Source organism: Enterobacter hormaechei ATCC 49162, from assembly GCF_001875655.1.
Lineage (GTDB): Bacteria > Pseudomonadota > Gammaproteobacteria > Enterobacterales > Enterobacteriaceae > Enterobacter > Enterobacter hormaechei.
In genome coordinates this window covers 3,346,422-3,365,654 of sequence record NZ_MKEQ01000001.1, presented here as the reverse complement: position 1 = coordinate 3,365,654, position 19,233 = coordinate 3,346,422, and the positions used below count along the sequence as shown (strand labels likewise).

Here is a 19,233-nt window from a genome sequence, read left to right as displayed (position 1 = left end):
GGTTTTATATACCGTTTGGTGATTTAGAAGCAGAAAAGGGAATAAGGCATTTTTCCCCTCTCCCCTGTGGGGAGAGGGTCAGGGTGAGGGGCATTACAGCGCCAGCAGGCGCTCAACGGACGGCGCAAAGTAGTAGCCGCCAGTCACCGGCTTAGTGAAGCGCAACATGGCGTCACGCTTGCCGTCGGTATCGCCGAACATGCTCAACAGCTGCTGTTCGATGTTGTAGAGGCGTGCGCAGTAAGCGCAGAAGTACAGGCCGTGCGTACCGCTCGCGGTGCCGTACGGCAGGCTCTGGCGAACAATCTTCAGCCCCTTACCGTCTTCTTTAAGGTCAACGCGGGTCAGGTGGGAAGTAACCGGACGCGCATCGCCGTCAATCTCTTCATTGGCGTCTTTGGTGCGGCCAATCATCATCTCCTGGTCATGCACGCTCATGCGGTTAAGCTGTTTGAGGTTATGCTCCCAGCGCTGGACGAACACGTAGCTGCCGCCCGCGTCCACGCCATCTTTGATAACAGCCACCTCGCGGCGCGTCTCTTCCCCGGCCGGGTTTTCGGTGCCGTCGACAAAGCCGCTCAAATCGCGCTCTTCCACCCAGCGGAAACCGTGAACTTCTTCCTGCACGTCGAGGCTGTCACCAAAGGCCTCCATCGCGGCCTGAGCAACGGAAAAGTTCACGTCGTGACGCAGGGAGAGGATATGGATCAGGACGTCATACTGGGTGGCTGGCGCAAGACCTTTGCCGTAAGGAATAAAGTCTTTCAGCTCTTCTGCGCCTTCGCCGCCGCTCAGCTGACGCCAGACGGTGTTGCCAAAGGCAACCACCGCGCCCAGATGGGCTTCCGGGAATTTGGCCTGGAAGGTGGCCAGTTTATCAACGAAAACTTTGCTGGCCGCGCGCAGGGCATCCACGTCCCCTTTGACATTGGCTTCAATCCAAATCGCCGCGCGGCAATGTTCTGGCAAAATGCCACTCTGAACCTGAGACATCGCTCCTCCTGAAAAAAAGATGCCACGACAGCGTGGCATTGATGGCGGCTATTATACCTGGATTTCAGCGAGGCGGCTTGCTCAGGCGCAAATTACTGCTTCCAGATAATTTTGCTCACTTTCCACTTTTTCAGGGTGTCGTCAGACGGCATTAACCCTTCCGGACCGTTCCAGGTGCCGCTGAAAACGTAGCTGATGTGCTGGCTACCGTCGGCCTTACACTCGACCGCCACGCTGTCATCCGACGGCACACTGGCGCAGTGGCCAAACGCTTTTTGATACAGCTCGCCAAACGGCGTCCCCACTTTCACGCCACCCGAGGTCGGGATCTCTTCATCCATCACCGCAATGCGGTTGACCGTGCCGTTATCGCCGTTAATGACCATCGCTACCTTGTCGTCTTTCAACGCTTCGAAATAGCGCACAATGTTGCCGTTCTCGGTTTTCATGCCGCTGCGCAGGCGATAATCACTGCCGATGGCATCCTGAATGGCGTCCTGATCCAGCGCCGTCGCGGCGGTGATTTTGCCCACGCCCTGCTCGGTCACCTCCGTTGAGGAGCCAAACCAGTTCCACGGATAGGCCGCCGACCAGTTGATGGATGAGAGCGTGGAACAGCCGGTTAACGCCAGCGGAAGAGCGCATAAAAGTAAACGCAGCGATTTCATTGAGACGTCCTTACGTAATAAATCAACGCTTGTTGGAGTGCGGTATCGGCAAAAAGTGCCGTTTTAATCTGACTCTTGCGTAAAACAGGCGCGTAAACGGGGATTCGTGACCAGCCACAGCAGCGCGACAATATCCGCCACCACCAGCGCAATCCCGATACCGGAAAGCGGCTCGCCGTACAGCCAGAGCACGGGCTGCCAGACCAGGAGCACAACCTGCGCCAGGATCAACAGCCAGCGAAGCGCGCGCCAGAATCGCGGGAGAGCCTGCCGCCGACCGCTGCACAGGAACGCCAGAACCGCCGGTACACCGGGCAGCAATCCCAGCCAGAACGCATCGTGATCGGGATAAAAGAGATTCAGTAACGTATCGCCCTGCCCGCGCGACGCGCCAGCCATCACGAACAGCACCCAGGTTCTGGCCTGCAACAGCAGAACGCACCAGAACAAAAAAGGCAGACGCAGACGACCGTGAACATCATAGTCGCCAGGGTGGAATTCAGTACTCTTCATCTTCGATCAGGCGCTTACCCAGCGTCAGTACATCCGCGTGCTCGTAGCCCAGACGTTCATACATACCCAGCACCACGTCGTTATCTTCCCGGACCATAATCTGGATTTTCGGGCAGCCACGGGCGATCAGTTTCTTTTCCAGACGGTTAAGCAGCGCATTTGCAATGCCGCGCGCACGGTATTCCGGGTGCACGCCCAGATAGTAAGCCGACCCGCGGTGGCCGTCGTACCCGCCCATCACCGTCCCGACCACCTCGCCGTTAACCTCTGCGACGAGAAACAGACTGACGTCGTGATTCACCTTCCGCTCAATGTCCATTTCCGGATCGTTCCACGGACGCAGCAGATCGCAGCGCTCCCAAAGGGTGATCACCTCTTCGAAATCTTCCTGGCGAAAAACGCGTATCTCCATGGTATTAACCGCCTTTTCGGGTTCAAAAACAGTGATTATGGCGTGAACAGGGCATTTAGCCAATAACCGGGGAAAAACTCGCCAAAATTTGGCATAATGTCACTTTGTCACGTATTGAAATGAAAAGTAAAACATTTCTCAATAAGGAATGTCGTCACGCAAAACGCGATACGATATAACACCAGGACCCCAATTTTTACAATTCAGGCCGCATGAGCACATTCAAACCATTAAAAGCACTCACATCGCGTCGTCAGGTTCTCAAAGCGGGGCTGGCGGCCTTAACGTTAACGGGCATCGCACAGCAGGCTCAGGCAAAAGAAGAGAGCACGCTTAAAACCAGTAACGGACACAGCAAGCCGAAAACCAAAAAAGCGGGCGCAAAGCGTCTGGTCATGCTCGATCCGGGCCACGGCGGGATCGACACCGGCGCCATTGGCCGAAACGGTTCGAAAGAAAAACACGTCGTACTGGCAATTGCAAAAAATGTGCGATCGATTTTACGCAGCAATGGCATTGACGCCCGCCTGACGCGCACAGGCGACACGTTTATCCCGCTGTACGATCGCGTGGAGATTGCCCATAAGCACGGCGCCGACCTGTTTATGTCCATTCACGCGGATGGCTTCACAAACCCTTCCGCCGCAGGCGCGTCGGTGTTCGCCCTCTCCAACCGCGGCGCCAGTAGCGCGATGGCGAAATACCTCTCCGATCGCGAAAACCGGGCGGATGAAGTGGCGGGGAAGAAGGCTACGGATAAAGATCATCTGTTGCAGCAGGTGCTGTTCGATCTCGTTCAGACCGATACCATCAAAAACAGCCTGACGCTCGGCTCGCATATCCTCAAACGGATCAAGCCCGTGCACCGTCTGCACAGTAAAAGCACCGAGCAGGCCGCGTTTGTGGTGCTGAAGTCCCCGTCCATTCCGTCCGTGCTGGTTGAAACCTCGTTCATTACCAACCCGGAAGAAGAGCGTTTGCTCGGCACCACGGCGTTTCGCCAGAAGATCGCCAACGCCATCGCCTCCGGGGTCATCAGTTATTTCAACTGGTTCGATAACCAAAAAGCGCACTCAAGGAAACGTTGATGAAACCGAATGCACAGCTGGTCAAAACGTTCCTGATGCAGCTTCAGGACGCGATTTGCCAGAAACTGGCCGCCGCAGATGGCGGTGAATTCCAGGAAGATGCCTGGCAGCGCGAAGCGGGCGGCGGCGGACGCAGCCGCGTGCTGCGTAACGGCGGCATTTTTGAACAGGCCGGGGTCAACTTCTCCCACGTCCACGGTGATGCAATGCCAGCCTCCGCCACGGCGCATCGCCCTGAGCTGGCAGGCCGCTGCTTCGAGGCGATGGGCGTCTCGCTGGTGGTGCATCCGCATAACCCGTTTGTGCCAACCAGCCACGCCAACGTGCGCTTTTTCATCGCGGAAAAACCGGGCGCCGATCCGGTCTGGTGGTTTGGCGGCGGTTTCGACTTAACGCCCTACTATGGCTTTGAAGAGGACGCCGTACACTGGCACACCACCGCGCGCGATCTCTGTCTGCCGTTTGGTGAAGATGTTTACCCGAAATACAAAAAGTGGTGCGATGACTATTTCTATCTGAAGCACCGCGACGAACAGCGCGGCATTGGCGGGCTGTTCTTTGACGATCTCAACACACCAGATTTTGATACCGCGTTCAGCTTTATGCGCGCGGTGGGTGAAGGCTTTACCGACGCCTATCTGCCGATTGTCGAACGCCGTAAAAATACCGATTACGGGGTGCGCGAGCGTGAGTTCCAGCTGTACCGCCGCGGGCGCTACGTGGAATTTAACCTGGTGTGGGATCGCGGGACGCTGTTTGGCCTGCAAACCGGCGGACGCACGGAGTCAATCCTGATGTCGATGCCGCCGCTGGTGCGCTGGGAATACAGCTACGAGCCAAAAGAAGGCAGCCCGGAGGCTGCCTTGAAAGAGTTTATTCAGGTTCGGGAGTGGGTGTAACTGCCGGATGGCGCTGCGCTTATCCGGCCTACGAGTCCCGTAGGTCGGGTAAGCGAACGCGCCACCCGACACGCAGCGCTTACAGCGGCTGCGTTTGCGCCTCCACCACCGCCAGCGCAACCATGTTGACGATACGACGCACGGAAGCAATCGGCGTTAACACATGTACCGGTTTCGACACCCCCATCAGCACCGGCCCTACGGTCACCCCTTCAGAACTCGATACGCGCAGCAGGTTATAGCTGATACGCGCCGCTTCCACGTTCGGCATAATCAGCACGTTCGCCGAGCCTTTCAGCGGGCTGTCCGGCATACGTTCATTACGAATGCTCTCCACCAGCGCGGCGTCGCCGTGCATCTCGCCGTCAATCATCAGCTCCGGCGCGCGCTCACGCACCAGCTCCAGCGTCTGGCGCATCTTGCACGCCGCCGCGGATTTAGATGAGCCAAAGTTAGAGTGCGACAGCAGCGCCACTTTCGGCTCGATACCAAAGCGGCGCACGGTTTCCGCCGCCATCACGGTGATTTCCGCCAGCTCCTCTGGAGAAGGATCGTCGTTGACGTAGGTATCGGCGATAAAGGTGTTGCCGCTCGGCAGCAGCAGCGCGTTCATCGCCCCGGCAGTATGGACGCCCTCGCGATAGCCGAAGATCTCCTGCACCACGCTGAAGTGCTCATGGTACTCGCCGATGGTGCCGCAGATCAGCGCATCCGCCTCACCGCGGTGAACCATGATCGCGCCGATCACCGTAGTGTTGCTGATCACCGCCCGCTGCGCCTGCTCCTGCGTGATCCCGCGACGCTTCATGATCGAATAGTATTCGTTCCAGTACTCTTTGAAGCGCGGATCGGATTCGTTATTGACGATCTCAAAGTCGACGCCCGGCTTAATTTGCAGGCCCAGCTTCTGGATACGCATCTCGATCACGCTCGGACGACCAATCAGGATCGGTTTCGCCAGCCCTAAGGTGATCAGCTCCTGCGTGGCATGCAGCACGCGCGCCTCTTCCCCTTCCGCCAGCACCACGCGCTTCGCGTCGGCGCGCGCCTGGGAGAAGATCGGCTTCATAAACAGGTTGGTTTTGTAGACAAACTCGGTGAGTTTATCGACATAGGCATCGAAATCGTCAATCGGGCGCATCGCCACGCCGGAATCCATCGCCGCTTTTGCCACCGCGGGCGCGATCTTCACGATCAGACGCGGGTCGAACGGTTTAGGGATGATGTAGTCCGGACCAAAGCTCAGATCCTGATCGCCATAGGCGGAGGCCACCACTTCGCTCTGCTCGGCATGCGCCAGCTCGGCAATAGCGTGAACGGCGGCAAGCTTCATCTCTTCGTTGATTGCCGTGGCGCCAACGTCCAGCGCACCGCGGAAGATGAACGGGAAGCAAAGCACGTTGTTCACCTGGTTCGGGTAGTCGGAACGACCCGTACAGATGATTGCATCTTCACGCACCGCTTTCGCCAGCGGCGGCAGAATTTCCGGCTCCGGGTTCGCCAGGGCCAGGATCATTGGCGCGCGCGCCATCTTCTGCACCATCTCCTGGGTCAGCACTTTCGGGCCGGAACAGCCGAGGAAAATGTCCGCGCCGTCAATCACGTCCTCAAGCGTGCGTTTGCCGTCGTCTTCCACCGCATAGGCCGCTTTGGTTTCCGCCATGTTCGGCTCGCGGTCTTTGTAGATCACACCCTTGGAGTCGCAGACCACAATGTTGTGTTTCTGCATCCCCAGCGCCACCAGCAGGTTCATACAGGCGATGGCCGCTGCCCCTGCGCCGGACACCACCATGCGCACGTCGGAGAGATTTTTCTCCACCACTCGCAGGCCGTTCAGAATGGCGGCGGTGCTGATGATCGCCGTGCCGTGCTGGTCGTCATGGAACACGGGAATGTTCATACGCTCGCGCAGCTTCTGCTCGATATAGAAACATTCCGGCGCTTTGATGTCTTCCAGGTTGATGCCGCCAAAGGTCGGCTCCAGCGCCGCCACCACGTTGATAAATTTATCCGGATCCAGTTCGTCCACTTCGATATCGAAAACGTCGATACCGGCAAATTTCTTAAACAGAACGCCCTTTCCTTCCATTACCGGCTTACCGGCCAGCGCGCCAATGTTCCCTAACCCCAGCACCGCCGTACCGTTAGAGATAACGGCCACCAGGTTGCCGCGCGCGGTATATTTGTACGCTGCCAGCGGATCTTTTTCGATTTCAAGGCACGGAGCGGCTACGCCTGGCGAGTAGACCAGCGCCAGATCGCGCTGGGTCGCCAGCGGTTTGGTCGGGGATACCTGGATTTTACCCGGAACAGGAAACTCGTGAAAATCGAGAGCGCTCTGTTTTAACTGATCATCCATCTTGTTATTCCTTTCACGTTTCGGTCAAAAAGGGTGATGTTGACGTTCCTATGCACACCCTGGTGTGCCGCATAGTATCGCCGCAGGCAGGCTCCTAAACTTTGAAGGCTGCCAAACTCTCACCATTGCAGAATAAAAATTGTTATCAATTTATAACAACCATGTTACCCGTCTCAGGGGGCAATGCCTCCCCCGTCTGCTATGCTTTTTTGTTAAGTCCATCATGATTTTCTCAGAAGTGTGACCTAACGCACTCGACTAACTCTTTTATTTCCAAGGAGTAATTATGAACCAGCTAGACGGCATCAAACAATTTACCACCGTGGTTGCAGACAGCGGCGACATCGAGTCGATTCGTCACTACCAGCCGGAAGACGCGACCACCAACCCCTCGCTGCTGCTGAAGGCGGCTGGTCTTGCGCACTTTAGTCATCTGATTGATGACGCCCTTGCCTATGGCAAAAAGCGCGGGAAAACGCAGGAGCAGCAGGTCGCCGAGGCCAGCGACAAGCTGGCGGTCAATATCGGTGCGGAAATTCTTAAAAGCATACCGGGACGCGTCTCCACCGAAGTGGATGCCCGCCTCTCATTCGACCAGGAAAAGAGCATTAACAAGGCTCGCCGCCTGGTGGAACTCTACCAGGAGCAGGGGATCGATAAATCACGCATTCTGATTAAGCTCGCGTCTACCTGGGAAGGCATCCGCGCGGCGGAAGTGCTGGAGAAAGAGGGGATCCACTGCAACCTGACGCTGCTTTTCTCCTTTGCTCAGGCCCGTGCCTGCGCCGAAGCGGGCGTGTTCCTGATTTCACCGTTTGTCGGGCGTATCTACGACTGGTATCAGGCGAAACAGCCGATGGATCCGTATGTGGTGGACGAAGATCCCGGCGTGAAATCAGTGCGTAATATCTACGATTATTACAAGCAGCACCGCTACGAGACCATTGTGATGGGGGCCAGCTTCCGCCGCACCGAGCAGATCCTGGCGCTCGCGGGCTGCGACCGTCTGACCATCTCCCCTGACCTGCTGAAAAAGCTTCAGGAGAGTGAAGAGACGGTGATCCGCAAGCTGGTGCCGACCTCCACCGTCCTGCCAAAACCGAAAGCCATGACCGAAGCGGAATTCCGCTGGGAGCACAATCAGGACCCCATGGCCGTGGAAAAACTGGCGGACGGCATCCGTCAGTTCGCCGTCGACCAGCGCAAACTCGAAGATCTTCTCGCCGCTAAACTTTAACCTTGCCACGGAGTGAACTATGTCCCGTAAAGAGCTCGCCAACGCCATTCGCGCCCTTAGCATGGATGCCGTACAAAAAGCCAATTCCGGCCACCCTGGCGCCCCCATGGGTATGGCTGATATCGCCGAGGTGCTGTGGAACGACTTCCTGAAGCACAACCCAACCGATCCGACCTGGTACGACCGCGACCGTTTTATTCTTTCCAACGGTCACGCCTCGATGCTGCTCTACAGCCTGCTGCACCTTTCCGGTTACGACCTGCCGCTTGAGGAGTTAAAAAACTTCCGCCAGCTGCACTCTAAAACGCCGGGCCACCCGGAGATCGGCTACACGCCGGGCGTTGAAACCACCACCGGCCCGCTGGGTCAGGGGCTGGCGAATGCCGTCGGCCTGGCGATTGCCGAGCGTACGCTGGCCGCGCAGTTCAACCAGCCCGACCACGAGATTGTCGATCACTACACCTATGTCTTTATGGGTGACGGCTGTCTGATGGAGGGGATCTCCCACGAGGTTTGTTCTCTGGCGGGCACGCTGGGGCTGGGTAAGCTGATTGGCTTCTACGATCACAACGGCATCTCCATTGACGGGGAAATCGAGGGCTGGTTTACCGACGACACGGCGAAACGCTTTGAAGCCTACCACTGGCACGTGGTGCACGAGATCGACGGTCACGATCCTGAGGCGGTGAAAAAAGCGATTCAGGAAGCGCAGAGCGTGAAGGACAAACCGTCCCTGATCATCTGCCGCACCACCATCGGCTTCGGCTCGCCGAACAAAGCGGGCAAAGAAGAGGCGCACGGCGCGGCGCTGGGTGAAGAGGAAGTGGCGCTGACCCGCCAGAAACTGGGCTGGAAACACCCGGCCTTTGAGATCCCAAAAGAGATCTACAAGGCCTGGGATGCCCGTGAAACAGGTGAAAAAGCGCAGCAGGCCTGGAACGAGAAGTTTGCCGCCTACAAAAAAGCGTACCCGGAGCTGGCGGCCGAGTTTTCCCGCCGCATGAGCGGCGGCCTGCCGGAAGACTGGGAAGAGAAAACCCAGGCGCTGATTGAAAACCTGCAATCCAACCCGGCGAAAATCGCCACCCGTAAGGCGTCACAAAATACCCTGAACGCGATTGGCCCTGTCCTGCCCGAACTGCTGGGCGGCTCGGCGGATCTGGCGCCAAGTAACCTCACCATCTGGTCCGGCTCTAAATCCCTGAAGGAGGACATTGCCGGGAACTACATCCACTATGGCGTGCGCGAGTTCGGGATGACCGCCATTGCTAACGGCATCGCCCACCACGGCGGCTTCGTGCCGTACACCGCCACCTTCCTGATGTTTGTCGAGTATGCCCGTAACGCGGCGCGTATGGCGGCCCTGATGAAAGCGCGGCAGATCATGGTGTACACCCACGACTCCATCGGGCTGGGTGAAGATGGCCCGACGCACCAGGCGGTAGAGCAGCTGGCGAGCCTGCGCTTAACGCCTAACTTCAGCACCTGGCGTCCGTGCGATCAGGTTGAAGCGGCGGTGGGCTGGAAGCTGGCCGTAGAGCGTCATAATGGCCCCACGGCGCTGATCCTGTCGCGCCAGAATCTGGCGCAGATCGAGCGCACGCCGGAGCAGGTGAAAAATATCGCCCGCGGCGGGTACATCCTGAAAGACAGCGGCGGCAAGCCGGACGTGATCCTGATTGCCACCGGTTCCGAGGTGGAAATCACGGTGAAAGCGGCGGAGAAACTGACCGCCGAAGGTCACGCGGTGCGCGTGGTTTCCCTGCCTTCAACGGATATCTTTGATGCGCAGGATGAGACGTACCGCGAATCGGTGCTGCCTTCAAACGTCGCGGCGCGCGTGGCGGTTGAGGCAGGCATCGCTGACTACTGGTACAAATACGTCGGGCTGAAAGGGGCGATTGTCGGCATGAAGGGTTACGGTGAATCCGCCCCGGCCGACAAGCTGTTCCCGTATTTCGGCTTTACCGTTGAGAACGTGGTGGAGAAGGCGCTGAGCGTGCTGTAGTGCAGTCTTCGTGCCCGGTGGCGGCTTCGCCTTACCGGGCCTACGGTTTGAGGTGTTGTAAGCCGCCACCCGGCAAAACCCTACCTTGTGATCCACAGCGTGGGCCAGGCATCTGGCCCATTCCAGTTATCGCAGCTTGGCTCTTCCGCGTAGCGCACCAGGCGGAAACGCTGACCGTTAAAACGCCAGCGGGTCTGGATCCCGCAGTCGCCAATCCCGCGTCCCAGCGCCAGCGTGGTCAGCTCGCGCGTTTTTTCATCGAAGCTGGCATTCATCAGCTCCATGTCGCTACTCTGGCTGGACGGGGTAAACGGCAGGCGCAATCTCACGCTCCTGGCCGCAAAGGGTTTTTTACGCGACACCAGCCACGCCAGGTCGACGGTGTTGTACGCCCCCGCCTCACAGCTGATGATCATCAGCGCTTTGTCATCGGTCAACGCGGTCACGCGCACCTCACGCCGGTTCGGATCGAGCGAGCACTGGCTGTGGTTCATGCGCCAGGTACCGTAATCCAGCAGATCGTTGAGTTCGTTATGCGTCAGCGGCGTTGGCGTCGGGTTCACCACCGCCACCTTTTTTAATGCCGGCGCAGGCGGCACGCTCAGCGGTGGACTATCCCCTTTTTTGATCCATGCCGTTTCACTTCCGACGCGTTTTTGCTGGGCGTCGATAAACAGCAGTGCAGCTTTCAGACCGGCCAGGGAGATCGTCTGTTTCCCCCCGCGCAGGGTCAGCGCCTGCCCTTCCTGAATGGTTTTCAGAAACGTAGTGATGGTGCCCGTATCGTCTGTCTTAAGATGCCAGGGGGTTAACTGCCAGTGTTGCGACGTGAGTTTAAGCGGCGCATTGTCGAGCAGCAGGCGCGGGGCGATATCAGGCTCTTTCACCGGAGGCGCTGAAAGCCCACCGAGATCGATACGCAGGCTGGCGTCCGTTTTTGCCCCCGCACTACGGCTCAGCGTCATGACCAGTCCGCGATGTTCGCCGGTATTCCGCGCTACGCAGAAATTCTGGTTGTTGCAGGTCACCTGCCAGTCTGAAAAAGACTGCTGCGCAGGCGCAGCCCACACCAAAGGCGCGGGAAGCACGCAAATGAAGAAGAGAAGAAAAACGCAGTAGCGCATGAATGGCACAGCCCCGGAAACGAATAGGTCAATCTGGGGCGTATCTTCGTGCCCTGGGCGGGCTGGCTCAATCGGATTTATCGGATAGATTTATCTGAAATACAACTTATCACGCTACCGCCGCAGCGTTCATCAGGCCGCTGGTTTGCAGATATTGCAACAGGATCACCGCTTTACCGTCGCGGATCTCGCCGCGTTTCACCATGTCGACAGCCTGGGCGAAAGGCATCTCCAGCACTTCGATGTCTTCATCATCCACGCCGCCGCCCCGGTGCGTGCGCTGGGCATCGGTGTATTCCGCAACGAAGAAGTGGACCAGCTCGGTGACGCCGCCAGGGGACATATATAGCTCAAAGACTTTCTGCACCGCCCCCACTTCAAAGCCCGTCTCCTCAATGGCCTCTTTGCGGATACACACTTCCGGCTCATCGTCATCAAGCAGACCGGCACAGGATTCAATCAGACGCCCGTCCGCGTTGCCATTGACCCATGTTGCGATCCGAAACTGGCGGATCAGCACCACGCTTTGCTTTTCACGGTTATAGAGCAGAATCGTTGCGCCATTGCCCCGGTCGTAGACTTCGCGTTTGTGGCGAATGACATCCCCGTTCTTACGGGTCAGATCGTAAGTGATGTTACGCAGGACAAAGTAATTTTCAGAAAGGATTTTGTCTTTAATAACGGTAATGTTCAGGGACATACGGGCTCCACGGCAAAATGAGTCTGTTTATACTACGCCGTGATGCCCGCTTTGTCGCCCGTCTGCGTTAATGCATGCTGCGCGGCGGCACGCCAAGCCAGTCCATGATCCCCTGCGCGGCATGGCGCCCTTCTGCCATGGCGGTGACCACCAGATCCGCACCGCGTACCGCATCACCGCCAGCAAAAATCTGCGGATTCGAGGTCTGGTAGCGATAACGGCTCTCCACGGAGGCCCTGATACGCCCCCAGTCGTCGGTGTCGACGCCCTGCGCCTGAAGCCACGGCATGGCGTGCGGATTAAACCCAAACGCCATGATCACCGCATCCGCTGGCATCACAAACTCGCTGCCCGCCACCGGGACAGGGCGACGCCGCCCCTGCGCGTCCGGCTCGCCCAGACGGGTGCGCAACATCCGGATGCCGTTGACCTTGCCGTTGGCATCCAGCGTAAGCTCAATCGGCTGAACATTAAATTCGAACGCCGCCCCCTCTTCTTTGGCGTTTTTGACCTCTTTCTTTGAGCCGGGCATGTTGGCCTCGTCCCGCCGGTACGCGCAGGTTACTTTCGCCGCGCCATGTCGCAGCGCGGTGCGCACGCAGTCCATCGCCGTATCCCCCCCGCCCAGCACCACCACGCTTAACCCCTGCGTGTCGATAAACGGCTCGTCTGCGGCGGGTTCAAGGCCCATCACGTTCCGCGTGTTCGCCACTAAAAACGGCAGCGCGTCGTACACGCCTGGGGCGTCTTCGTGAGGGATACCCGCTTTCATGGAACGATAGGTCCCGACACCGATAAACAGGGCATCGTAGTCGTTTTGCAGTTGGGCCATCGACACGTCTTTTCCCACCTCGCAGTTCAGCTCGAAGCGGATGCCCATCGCGCTGAATATCTCTCTGCGCCGCGCTAACAGGGATTTATCCAGCTTGAAAGCCGGAATACCGAAGGTCAGCAATCCGCCGATTTCCGGGTGGCGGTCGTAAACCGTCACACCTACACCGCTGCGCACCAGCACGTCGGCGCAGGCCAGCCCTGCCGGACCGGCACCAATAACGGCGACACGCTTACCAACCGGCGTAACGTGGCTGACGTCTGGCGTCCAGCCCATCGCCAGCGCCCGATCCGAGATATACCGTTCGATATTACCGATGGTCACGGCACCAGAAGCATCACGCAGGGTGCAGGCGCCTTCACATAATCGATCCTGGGGACAGACGCGGCCGGTAATTTCCGGTAAACAGTTGGTCTGGTGAGAAAGCTCAGCCGCACCGGTGATATCCCCCGCCCTGACCCGCTCAATCCACTGCGGAATGTGGTTATGCAGCGGACAGGTCCACTCGCAAATGCTGTGCTCGCCACATTTCAGGCAACGGGATGCTTCGCGCTGCGCCTGTTCCGGGCGAAATGGCAGGTAGATTTCGTTAAAATGGCAGGCGCGCGCTTCAGGACTGAGCTTATCCGGCTCACCGCGCGCCGGGGTGTTTTGCATCTGCTGCCGTTTGGTTTGCGACGGTACGGACTGAGTCGCCTCGCTGTGCCACGGCAGCGCGTCCAGCCTTGCGCTGCGCTGTCGGCGCTGTTTAGCCAGGTTATCCAGTACGGCCGGGGTGGCGAGCGTGAGCACCTCCGCCGGGCAGTTTTCCACGCAGGCCGGGCCTTGCGGCCTTTCCAGACAGAGGTCGCATTTGTGCGCCGAGGCCTTTACGCTGTCGTTTTCCCGCGGGGTGACCAGCATGTCCATCGTGCCAAACGGACAGGCCACCACGCAGGCTTTACAGCCAATGCATTTTTGTTGATTGACCTGTACGCTGTCGCTGTGTTGCGTGATGGCCCCGTTCGGGCAGCTTTGCACACAGGGCGCGTTTTCACAGTGGTGGCAGGTCACTGGGCTTTTTCGCAAGCCAGAGGAAAGGACCGTAATGCGGGGATGAAAATGGCGCTCGCTCAGCACGTGCTGTTCCCCATTGTGCGCCATCACACAGGCGACTTCGCAGGCGCGACAACCGATACACTGCTGAGCATTGGCCATAATAAAACGATTCATAACAACACCTGTTTTTGGTTCAATAACCTTATTCTTTCTATTGTTATCGTATTTACCCACAGCGGCATGGCGACGCAATGTTCAAATGCCCAGGAAGACGAACTATTTCCAGTGAACCTGTGGCAGATCAATTTAATTCAGGAAGCTGATGAGTGACCGTTAAACGCCCCGTATCGGGAAGCCTGGCTCGGGCTTTCTTTTCGATGATTGTCTTGTCCGTTCTGATCAGCGCCATTGCGCTGGTGACACTCGCCAGCAGCCAGCGCGACGCCGAGGCGATTAACATCGCCGGTTCGCTGCGCATGCAGAGCTACCGCCTGGGCTACGAAATGCAGCGCGCCAGCCCGTCGCTGGCCCAGCACCGCGCGGTCTGGCAGAAAACCCTGAGCGCGCCTGCGTTGCAGAAGCTAAACCGCTGGTATGTGCCCGAGGACGTCAAACAGCGTTACCAGCAGCTGCACCTTGGCTGGCAGGAGATGGACAAACGCATCGCCAGCGGCGATACCGGGTGGTATCAGCACCACATTGAGGATTTCGTTGGCCGGATAGATGCCTTTGTGCTGGCGCTTCAGTACTACACTGAACATAAAATTCAGCTGGTGATTTTCATGTCGCTGACGGGCGGGCTGGGCATTTTGCTGCTGGCGGTATTCACCCTGCGGCGCATCCGACGTCAGGTTGTGCTGCCGCTGAATAATCTGGTGGCGGCGAGCGAGCGTATCGAACAAGGGCAATTCGACACCCCCGCGCCGGATACCGCGCTGCCCAACGAACTGGGCCAGCTTTCCCGCGCCTTCAACCACATGTCGGCGGAATTGCACACTCTGTATCGCTCCCTTGAGCACTCCGTTGCCGAAAAAACCCGCCACCTGAATGAAGCGCATCAGCAGCTCGAAATGCTGTTCAAATGCTCACAGGCGCTGAATACCGGGCAGATAGACAGCCACTGCTTCCGGCATATTTTGCAGATTGTGCATGACTATACGCAGATGAATTACCTGCAATTGCGCACCAGTGACGACTGGCAGCTGTGCGAAGGACAGGAATCGCCAGGCGAGAAAATGCACAACTTACCGGTGTTAATGCAGGACACGCTGTACGGTGAATTGCGCTGGCAGAGCACGACGGGCGATGTTCCGCTGCCGCTCATGGAAAGCGTGGCGACGATGCTGGGCCGGGGGCTCTATTTCAACCAGGCGCAGAAACATTATCAGCAACTGCTGCTGATGGAGGAGCGCGCCACCATCGCGCGCGAGCTGCATGATTCGCTGGCGCAGGTGCTCTCCTATTTGCGCATTCAGCTTACGCTGCTCAAGCATGCCGTGCCGGGCGACAATGCTCCGGCGCAGACCATCATCACGGACTTCTCCCGCGAGCTGAATAACGCCTGGCATCAGCTACGCGAGCTGCTCACCACCTTCCGCCTGACGCTCAATCACGCCAATCTACCTGCCGCGCTACAGGAGTCTCTCGACGGACTGCAAAGCCAGACCCGCGCGAAGCTGGTGCTCGACTGCCGTCTCTCGTCGCTGGCGCTGGACGCGCAAAAACAGGTGCACCTCTTACAGATTGTGCGTGAGGCGGTACTGAATGCGATTAAACATGCCGACGCCAGCGAGATCGTGGTCAGCTGCGTCACCACCGCGGACGGCACACACACGGTTACGATCCGCGACAACGGTATTGGTATTGGCGAGGCGAGTGAACCGCCGGGGCATTACGGGCTGAACATCATGCGCGAACGCGCGGGACGGCTCGGCGGGACATTACACTTTTCTCAGCCGCCACAGGGCGGGACACAGGTCAGCGTGACGTTCCGGACGCCTGCGGCGCAGGCTGAAAAATAGCGAGAAAGAAGGCGCGCTGAAAAAAGCGCATGATAATTTACATTATCTCCTTTATTTCTCCACGTTTGACCTGGGCCTTACCGCTAAAGTTAGGCGGACAATAGACAATAACAACGTGCTGCATAATGAGGTCACTTTTTCATGGCGAATTTTTTCATCGATCGCCCCATTTTTGCCTGGGTGCTTGCAATCCTGTTGTGTCTGACGGGTGTCCTGGCGATTGCATCACTTCCTGTTGAGCAATACCCCGACCTCGCGCCCCCTAACGTGCGTATCACGGCGAACTACCCTGGCGCCTCGGCACAGACGCTGGAAAACACCGTCACACAGGTTATCGAGCAGAACATGACCGGTCTCGATAACCTGATGTACATGTCCTCGCAGAGCAGCGCCACGGGCCAGGCGACGGTAACCCTGAGCTTTACGGCGGGCACGGATCCGGATGAAGCGGTGCAGCAGGTGCAAAACCAGCTGCAATCGGCCCTGCGTAAACTGCCTCAGGCGGTGCAGAACCAGGGGGTGACCGTGCGTAAAACCGGTGACACCAATATCCTGACCATCGCGTTTGTCTCAACCGATGGCTCGATGGACAAGCAGGACATCGCGGACTACGTCGCCAGTAATATTCAGGATCCGCTTAGCCGTATTAACGGCGTGGGTGATATCGACGCCTACGGCTCGCAATATTCCATGCGTATCTGGCTGGATCCCAACAAGCTGAACAGCGTGCAGATGACTGCCAAAGACGTCACCGACGCTATCGAGTCGCAGAACGCCCAGATTGCCGTGGGACAGCTGGGCGGTACGCCGTCCGTGGATAACCAGGCGCTCAACGCCACCATTAACTCCCAGTCCCTGCTCCAGACGCCCGAACAGTTCCGTAATATCACGCTGCGCGTGAATCAGGACGGTTCGGAAGTGCGTCTGGGTGATGTCGCGACCGTGGAAATGGGGGCGGAAAAATATGACTACCTGAGCCGCTTTAACGGCAATGCCGCCTCCGGGCTGGGGGTGAAACTGGCCTCCGGTGCTAACGAAATGGCGACCGCGCAACGGGTTCTGGACCGCCTGGATGAGCTGTCCCACTATTTCCCGCACGGACTGGAGTACAAAGTCGCTTACGAAACCACCTCGTTCGTTAAGGCCTCCATCGAAGATGTGGTGAAAACCCTGCTCGAAGCCATCGCCCTGGTATTCCTCGTGATGTACCTGTTCCTGCAAAACTTCCGCGCCACGCTGATCCCCACCATTGCGGTGCCGGTGGTGCTGCTGGGCACCTTTGCGGTGCTGTATGCCTTTGGTTACAGCATCAACACCCTGACCATGTTCGCCATGGTGCTCGCCATCGGCCTGCTGGTGGATGATGCCATCGTGGTGGTGGAAAACGTCGAACGCATCATGAGCGAGGAAGGGCTTTCGCCCCGCGAGGCCACGCGCAAATCGATGGGGCAAATTCAGGGTGCGCTGGTCGGTATCGCCATGGTGCTGTCGGCGGTATTTATCCCGATGGCGTTTTTTGGCGGCACCACGGGCGCGATTTATCGCCAGTTCTCGATCACCATCGTCTCTGCGATGGTGCTCTCCGTACTGGTGGCGATGATCCTCACCCCTGCCCTGTGCGCGACGCTGCTGAAACCGCTGCATAAAGGCGAACACCACGGTCAAAAAGGCTTCTTTGGCTGGTTTAACCGCATGTTCAACCGCAATGCGGCGCGCTATGAAGCGGGCGTGGGCAAGGTGCTGCACCGCAGTGTGCGCTGGCTGGTGGTTTATGTTCTGCTGCTCGGCGGCATGGTCTTCTTATTCCTGCGACTGCCAACCTCGTTTCTGCCGCTGGAAGATCGCGGCATGTTTATCACCTCCGTACAGTTACCAAGCGGCTCGACCCAACAGCAGACCCTGAAAGTGGTGCAGAAGGTTGAGAACTACTTCCATACCCAGGAGAAAGATAACGTGGTTTCCGTCTTCTCCACCGTCGGCTCTGGCCCTGGCGGTAACGGGCAAAACGTGGCGCGCATGTTTGTGCGCCTGAAAGACTGGGACCAGCGCGACAGCGATACCGGCTCCTCCTTTGCCATCATTGAGCGTGCAACCAAAGCGTTCAACAAAATCAAGGAAGCGCGCGTTTTCGCCAGCAGTCCACCTGCCATCAGCGGGCTGGGTAGCTCAGCCGGGTTTGATATGGAGCTTCAGGATCACGCGGGCGCCGGGCATGATGCGCTAATGGCGGCACGCGATAAACTGCTGGACCTGGCCGGAAAAGATCCGCAGCTCACCCGCGTTCGGCATAACGGTCTGGATGACAGCCCTCAGCTACAGGTGGATATTGACCAGCGTAAAGCGCAGGCGCTGGGCGTCTCCATCGACGACATCAACGACACCCTGCAAACGGCATGGGGCTCAAGCTACGTGAATGACTTTATGGATCGTGGCCGCGTGAAGAAGGTCTACGTTCAGTCTGCCGCGAAATACCGCATGCTGCCGGACGATATCAACCGCTGGTATGTGCGCAATAACACCGGCGGCATGGTGCCATTCTCGGCGTTCGCCACGTCACGCTGGGAGACCGGTTCACCGCGTCTTGAGCGCTATAACGGTTATTCGGCGCTGGAGATTGTCGGTGAAGCCGCGCCGGGCGTCAGTACCGGTACCGCAATGGACATTATGGAAAAACTGGTTCAGCAATTGCCGACCGGCTTTGGCCTGGAGTGGACGGCGATGTCCTACCAGGAACGGCTTTCCGGCGCGCAGGCGCCTGCCCTGTATGCCCTTTCGCTGCTGGTGGTGTTCCTCTGCCTGGCGGCGCTGTATGAGAGCTGGTCAGTGCCGTTCTCCGTGATGCTGGTGGTGCCGCTCGGGGTTATCGGCGCGCTGCTGGCAACCTGGATGCGCGGCCTGGAAAACGATGTCTATTTCCAGGTCGGGCTCCTTACCGTCATCGGGCTGTCGGCGAAAAACGCCATTCTGATTGTTGAATTTGCTAATGAGATGAATGCCAAAGGTCACGAACTGATGACCGCCACGCTGCACGCCTGTCGTCAGCGCCTGCGTCCGATCCTGATGACCTCGCTGGCGTTTGTGTTTGGCGTCCTGCCGATGGCCACCAGCTCCGGCGCTGGCTCCAGCAGCCAGCACGCAGTAGGGACAGGCGTGATGGGGGGAATGATTTCTGCGACGATCCTGGCTATCTATTTCGTACCGCTGTTCTTTGTGCTGGTACGCCGCCGTTTTCCGCTGAAGGATAAGCCGGAATAAGCCGTTCAAATAAAAAAAGGCGGCTTTACAGGCCGCCTTTTTATTGTGTGATTCTTTCACACTATGGTTATTTTAGTTAATTAAGT

General features: G+C 58.1%; 15 protein-coding genes. 7 read left to right on the top strand and 8 right to left on the bottom strand.

The window, feature by feature from the left end:
• Positions 1-93: 93 nt before the first annotated feature.
• The 4 genes from BH712_RS16700 to BH712_RS16685 form a co-directional block, all read right to left on the bottom strand.
• Positions 94-993: a Dyp-type peroxidase gene (locus BH712_RS16700; RefSeq protein ID WP_006811462.1), complete on the bottom strand. Its 900-nt coding sequence runs from the start codon at positions 991-993 to the stop codon at positions 94-96.
• Between the two features lie 92 nt (positions 994-1,085).
• Positions 1,086-1,661 carry an RpoE-regulated lipoprotein gene (locus BH712_RS16695; RefSeq protein WP_006811463.1) on the bottom strand — a complete coding sequence of 192 codons (576 nt, stop codon included), beginning with the start codon at positions 1,659-1,661 and terminating at the stop codon, positions 1,086-1,088.
• A 63-nt stretch (positions 1,662-1,724) separates the two neighbouring features.
• On the bottom strand, positions 1,725-2,174 hold the full coding sequence (locus BH712_RS16690; protein ID WP_006811464.1) for a DUF2919 domain-containing protein: 450 nt from the start codon (positions 2,172-2,174) through the stop codon (positions 1,725-1,727).
• Entirely contained in the window at positions 2,161-2,586 is a 426-nt protein-coding gene (locus BH712_RS16685) for a GNAT family acetyltransferase (protein WP_003861292.1), read from the bottom strand. Before BH712_RS16685 ends, BH712_RS16690 begins: the two co-directional genes overlap by 14 nt.
• A 212-nt stretch (positions 2,587-2,798) precedes the next feature.
• Between BH712_RS16685 and amiA the strand changes: the two genes are divergently transcribed.
• Together amiA and hemF are read left to right on the top strand one after the other, a co-directional pair.
• The gene (gene amiA, locus BH712_RS16680) at positions 2,799-3,674 is read left to right on the top strand and encodes an N-acetylmuramoyl-L-alanine amidase AmiA (protein WP_006811465.1); all 876 of its coding nucleotides are present in this window, start codon (positions 2,799-2,801) and stop codon (positions 3,672-3,674) included.
• A complete protein-coding gene (gene hemF, locus BH712_RS16675; RefSeq protein WP_006811466.1) occupies positions 3,674-4,573 on the top strand; it encodes an oxygen-dependent coproporphyrinogen oxidase in 900 nt (299 codons plus the stop codon). The genes amiA and hemF overlap by 1 nt, the downstream gene beginning before the upstream one ends.
• A gap of 79 nt (positions 4,574-4,652) precedes the next feature.
• Here the strand turns inward: hemF and maeB are convergent, their stop codons facing one another.
• Complete coding sequence (gene maeB, locus BH712_RS16670; protein ID WP_006811467.1) at positions 4,653-6,932, bottom strand: NADP-dependent oxaloacetate-decarboxylating malate dehydrogenase; 2,280 nt, start codon at positions 6,930-6,932, stop codon at positions 4,653-4,655.
• 286 nt (positions 6,933-7,218) lie between these two features.
• On the opposite strand from maeB, the gene tal reads away from it, so the two are divergent.
• Positions 7,219-8,169, top strand: a complete 951-nt coding sequence (gene tal / locus BH712_RS16665; RefSeq protein WP_006811468.1) for a transaldolase — start codon at positions 7,219-7,221, stop codon at positions 8,167-8,169.
• Between the two features lie 19 nt (positions 8,170-8,188).
• The gene (tkt, locus tag BH712_RS16660; protein ID WP_006811469.1) at positions 8,189-10,177 is read left to right on the top strand and encodes a transketolase; all 1,989 of its coding nucleotides are present in this window, start codon (positions 8,189-8,191) and stop codon (positions 10,175-10,177) included.
• An 80-nt stretch (positions 10,178-10,257) separates the two neighbouring features.
• Here tkt and BH712_RS16655 read toward each other — a convergent pair whose 3' ends face one another.
• The 3 genes from BH712_RS16655 to aegA form a co-directional block, all read right to left on the bottom strand.
• The gene (locus BH712_RS16655; protein WP_006811470.1) at positions 10,258-11,301 is read right to left on the bottom strand and encodes a DUF1176 domain-containing protein; all 1,044 of its coding nucleotides are present in this window, start codon (positions 11,299-11,301) and stop codon (positions 10,258-10,260) included.
• A 109-nt stretch (positions 11,302-11,410) separates the two neighbouring features.
• On the bottom strand, positions 11,411-12,001 hold the full coding sequence (nudK, locus tag BH712_RS16650) for a GDP-mannose pyrophosphatase NudK (protein ID WP_006811471.1): 591 nt from the start codon (positions 11,999-12,001) through the stop codon (positions 11,411-11,413).
• A 67-nt stretch (positions 12,002-12,068) separates the two neighbouring features.
• On the bottom strand, positions 12,069-14,045 hold the full coding sequence (gene aegA, locus BH712_RS16645) for a formate-dependent uric acid utilization protein AegA (protein ID WP_006811472.1): 1,977 nt from the start codon (positions 14,043-14,045) through the stop codon (positions 12,069-12,071).
• Here aegA and BH712_RS24930 point away from each other — a divergent pair.
• From BH712_RS24930 to acrD, 3 genes are all read left to right on the top strand, one after another.
• Positions 13,929-14,201 carry a hypothetical protein gene (locus BH712_RS24930; protein WP_032673988.1) on the top strand — a complete coding sequence of 91 codons (273 nt, stop codon included), beginning with the start codon at positions 13,929-13,931 and terminating at the stop codon, positions 14,199-14,201. The genes aegA and BH712_RS24930 overlap by 117 nt on opposite strands.
• A complete protein-coding gene (gene narQ, locus BH712_RS16635; protein ID WP_006811473.1) occupies positions 14,198-15,892 on the top strand; it encodes a nitrate/nitrite two-component system sensor histidine kinase NarQ in 1,695 nt (564 codons plus the stop codon). The genes BH712_RS24930 and narQ overlap by 4 nt, the downstream gene beginning before the upstream one ends.
• A gap of 141 nt (positions 15,893-16,033) precedes the next feature.
• Positions 16,034-19,147, top strand: a complete 3,114-nt coding sequence (gene acrD / locus BH712_RS16630; protein ID WP_006811474.1) for a multidrug efflux RND transporter permease AcrD — start codon at positions 16,034-16,036, stop codon at positions 19,145-19,147.
• Positions 19,148-19,233: the final 86 nt, after the last annotated feature.

Coding starts and splice junctions, on each gene's coding strand:
- BH712_RS16700 (WP_006811462.1), bottom strand. CDS start 993: ATGTCTCAGGTTCAGAGTGGCATTTTGCCAGAACATTGCCGCGCGGCG.
- BH712_RS16695 (WP_006811463.1), bottom strand. CDS start 1,661: ATGAAATCGCTGCGTTTACTTTTATGCGCTCTTCCGCTGGCGTTAACC.
- BH712_RS16690 (WP_006811464.1), bottom strand. CDS start 2,174: ATGAAGAGTACTGAATTCCACCCTGGCGACTATGATGTTCACGGTCGT.
- BH712_RS16685 (WP_003861292.1), bottom strand. CDS start 2,586: ATGGAGATACGCGTTTTTCGCCAGGAAGATTTCGAAGAGGTGATCACC.
- amiA (WP_006811465.1), top strand. CDS start 2,799: ATGAGCACATTCAAACCATTAAAAGCACTCACATCGCGTCGTCAGGTT.
- hemF (WP_006811466.1), top strand. CDS start 3,674: ATGAAACCGAATGCACAGCTGGTCAAAACGTTCCTGATGCAGCTTCAG.
- maeB (WP_006811467.1), bottom strand. CDS start 6,932: ATGGATGATCAGTTAAAACAGAGCGCTCTCGATTTTCACGAGTTTCCT.
- tal (WP_006811468.1), top strand. CDS start 7,219: ATGAACCAGCTAGACGGCATCAAACAATTTACCACCGTGGTTGCAGAC.
- tkt (WP_006811469.1), top strand. CDS start 8,189: ATGTCCCGTAAAGAGCTCGCCAACGCCATTCGCGCCCTTAGCATGGAT.
- BH712_RS16655 (WP_006811470.1), bottom strand. CDS start 11,301: ATGCGCTACTGCGTTTTTCTTCTCTTCTTCATTTGCGTGCTTCCCGCG.
- nudK (WP_006811471.1), bottom strand. CDS start 12,001: ATGTCCCTGAACATTACCGTTATTAAAGACAAAATCCTTTCTGAAAAT.
- BH712_RS24930 (WP_032673988.1), top strand. CDS start 13,929: ATGAAAATGGCGCTCGCTCAGCACGTGCTGTTCCCCATTGTGCGCCAT.
- aegA (WP_006811472.1), bottom strand. CDS start 14,045: ATGAATCGTTTTATTATGGCCAATGCTCAGCAGTGTATCGGTTGTCGC.
- acrD (WP_006811474.1), top strand. CDS start 16,034: ATGGCGAATTTTTTCATCGATCGCCCCATTTTTGCCTGGGTGCTTGCA.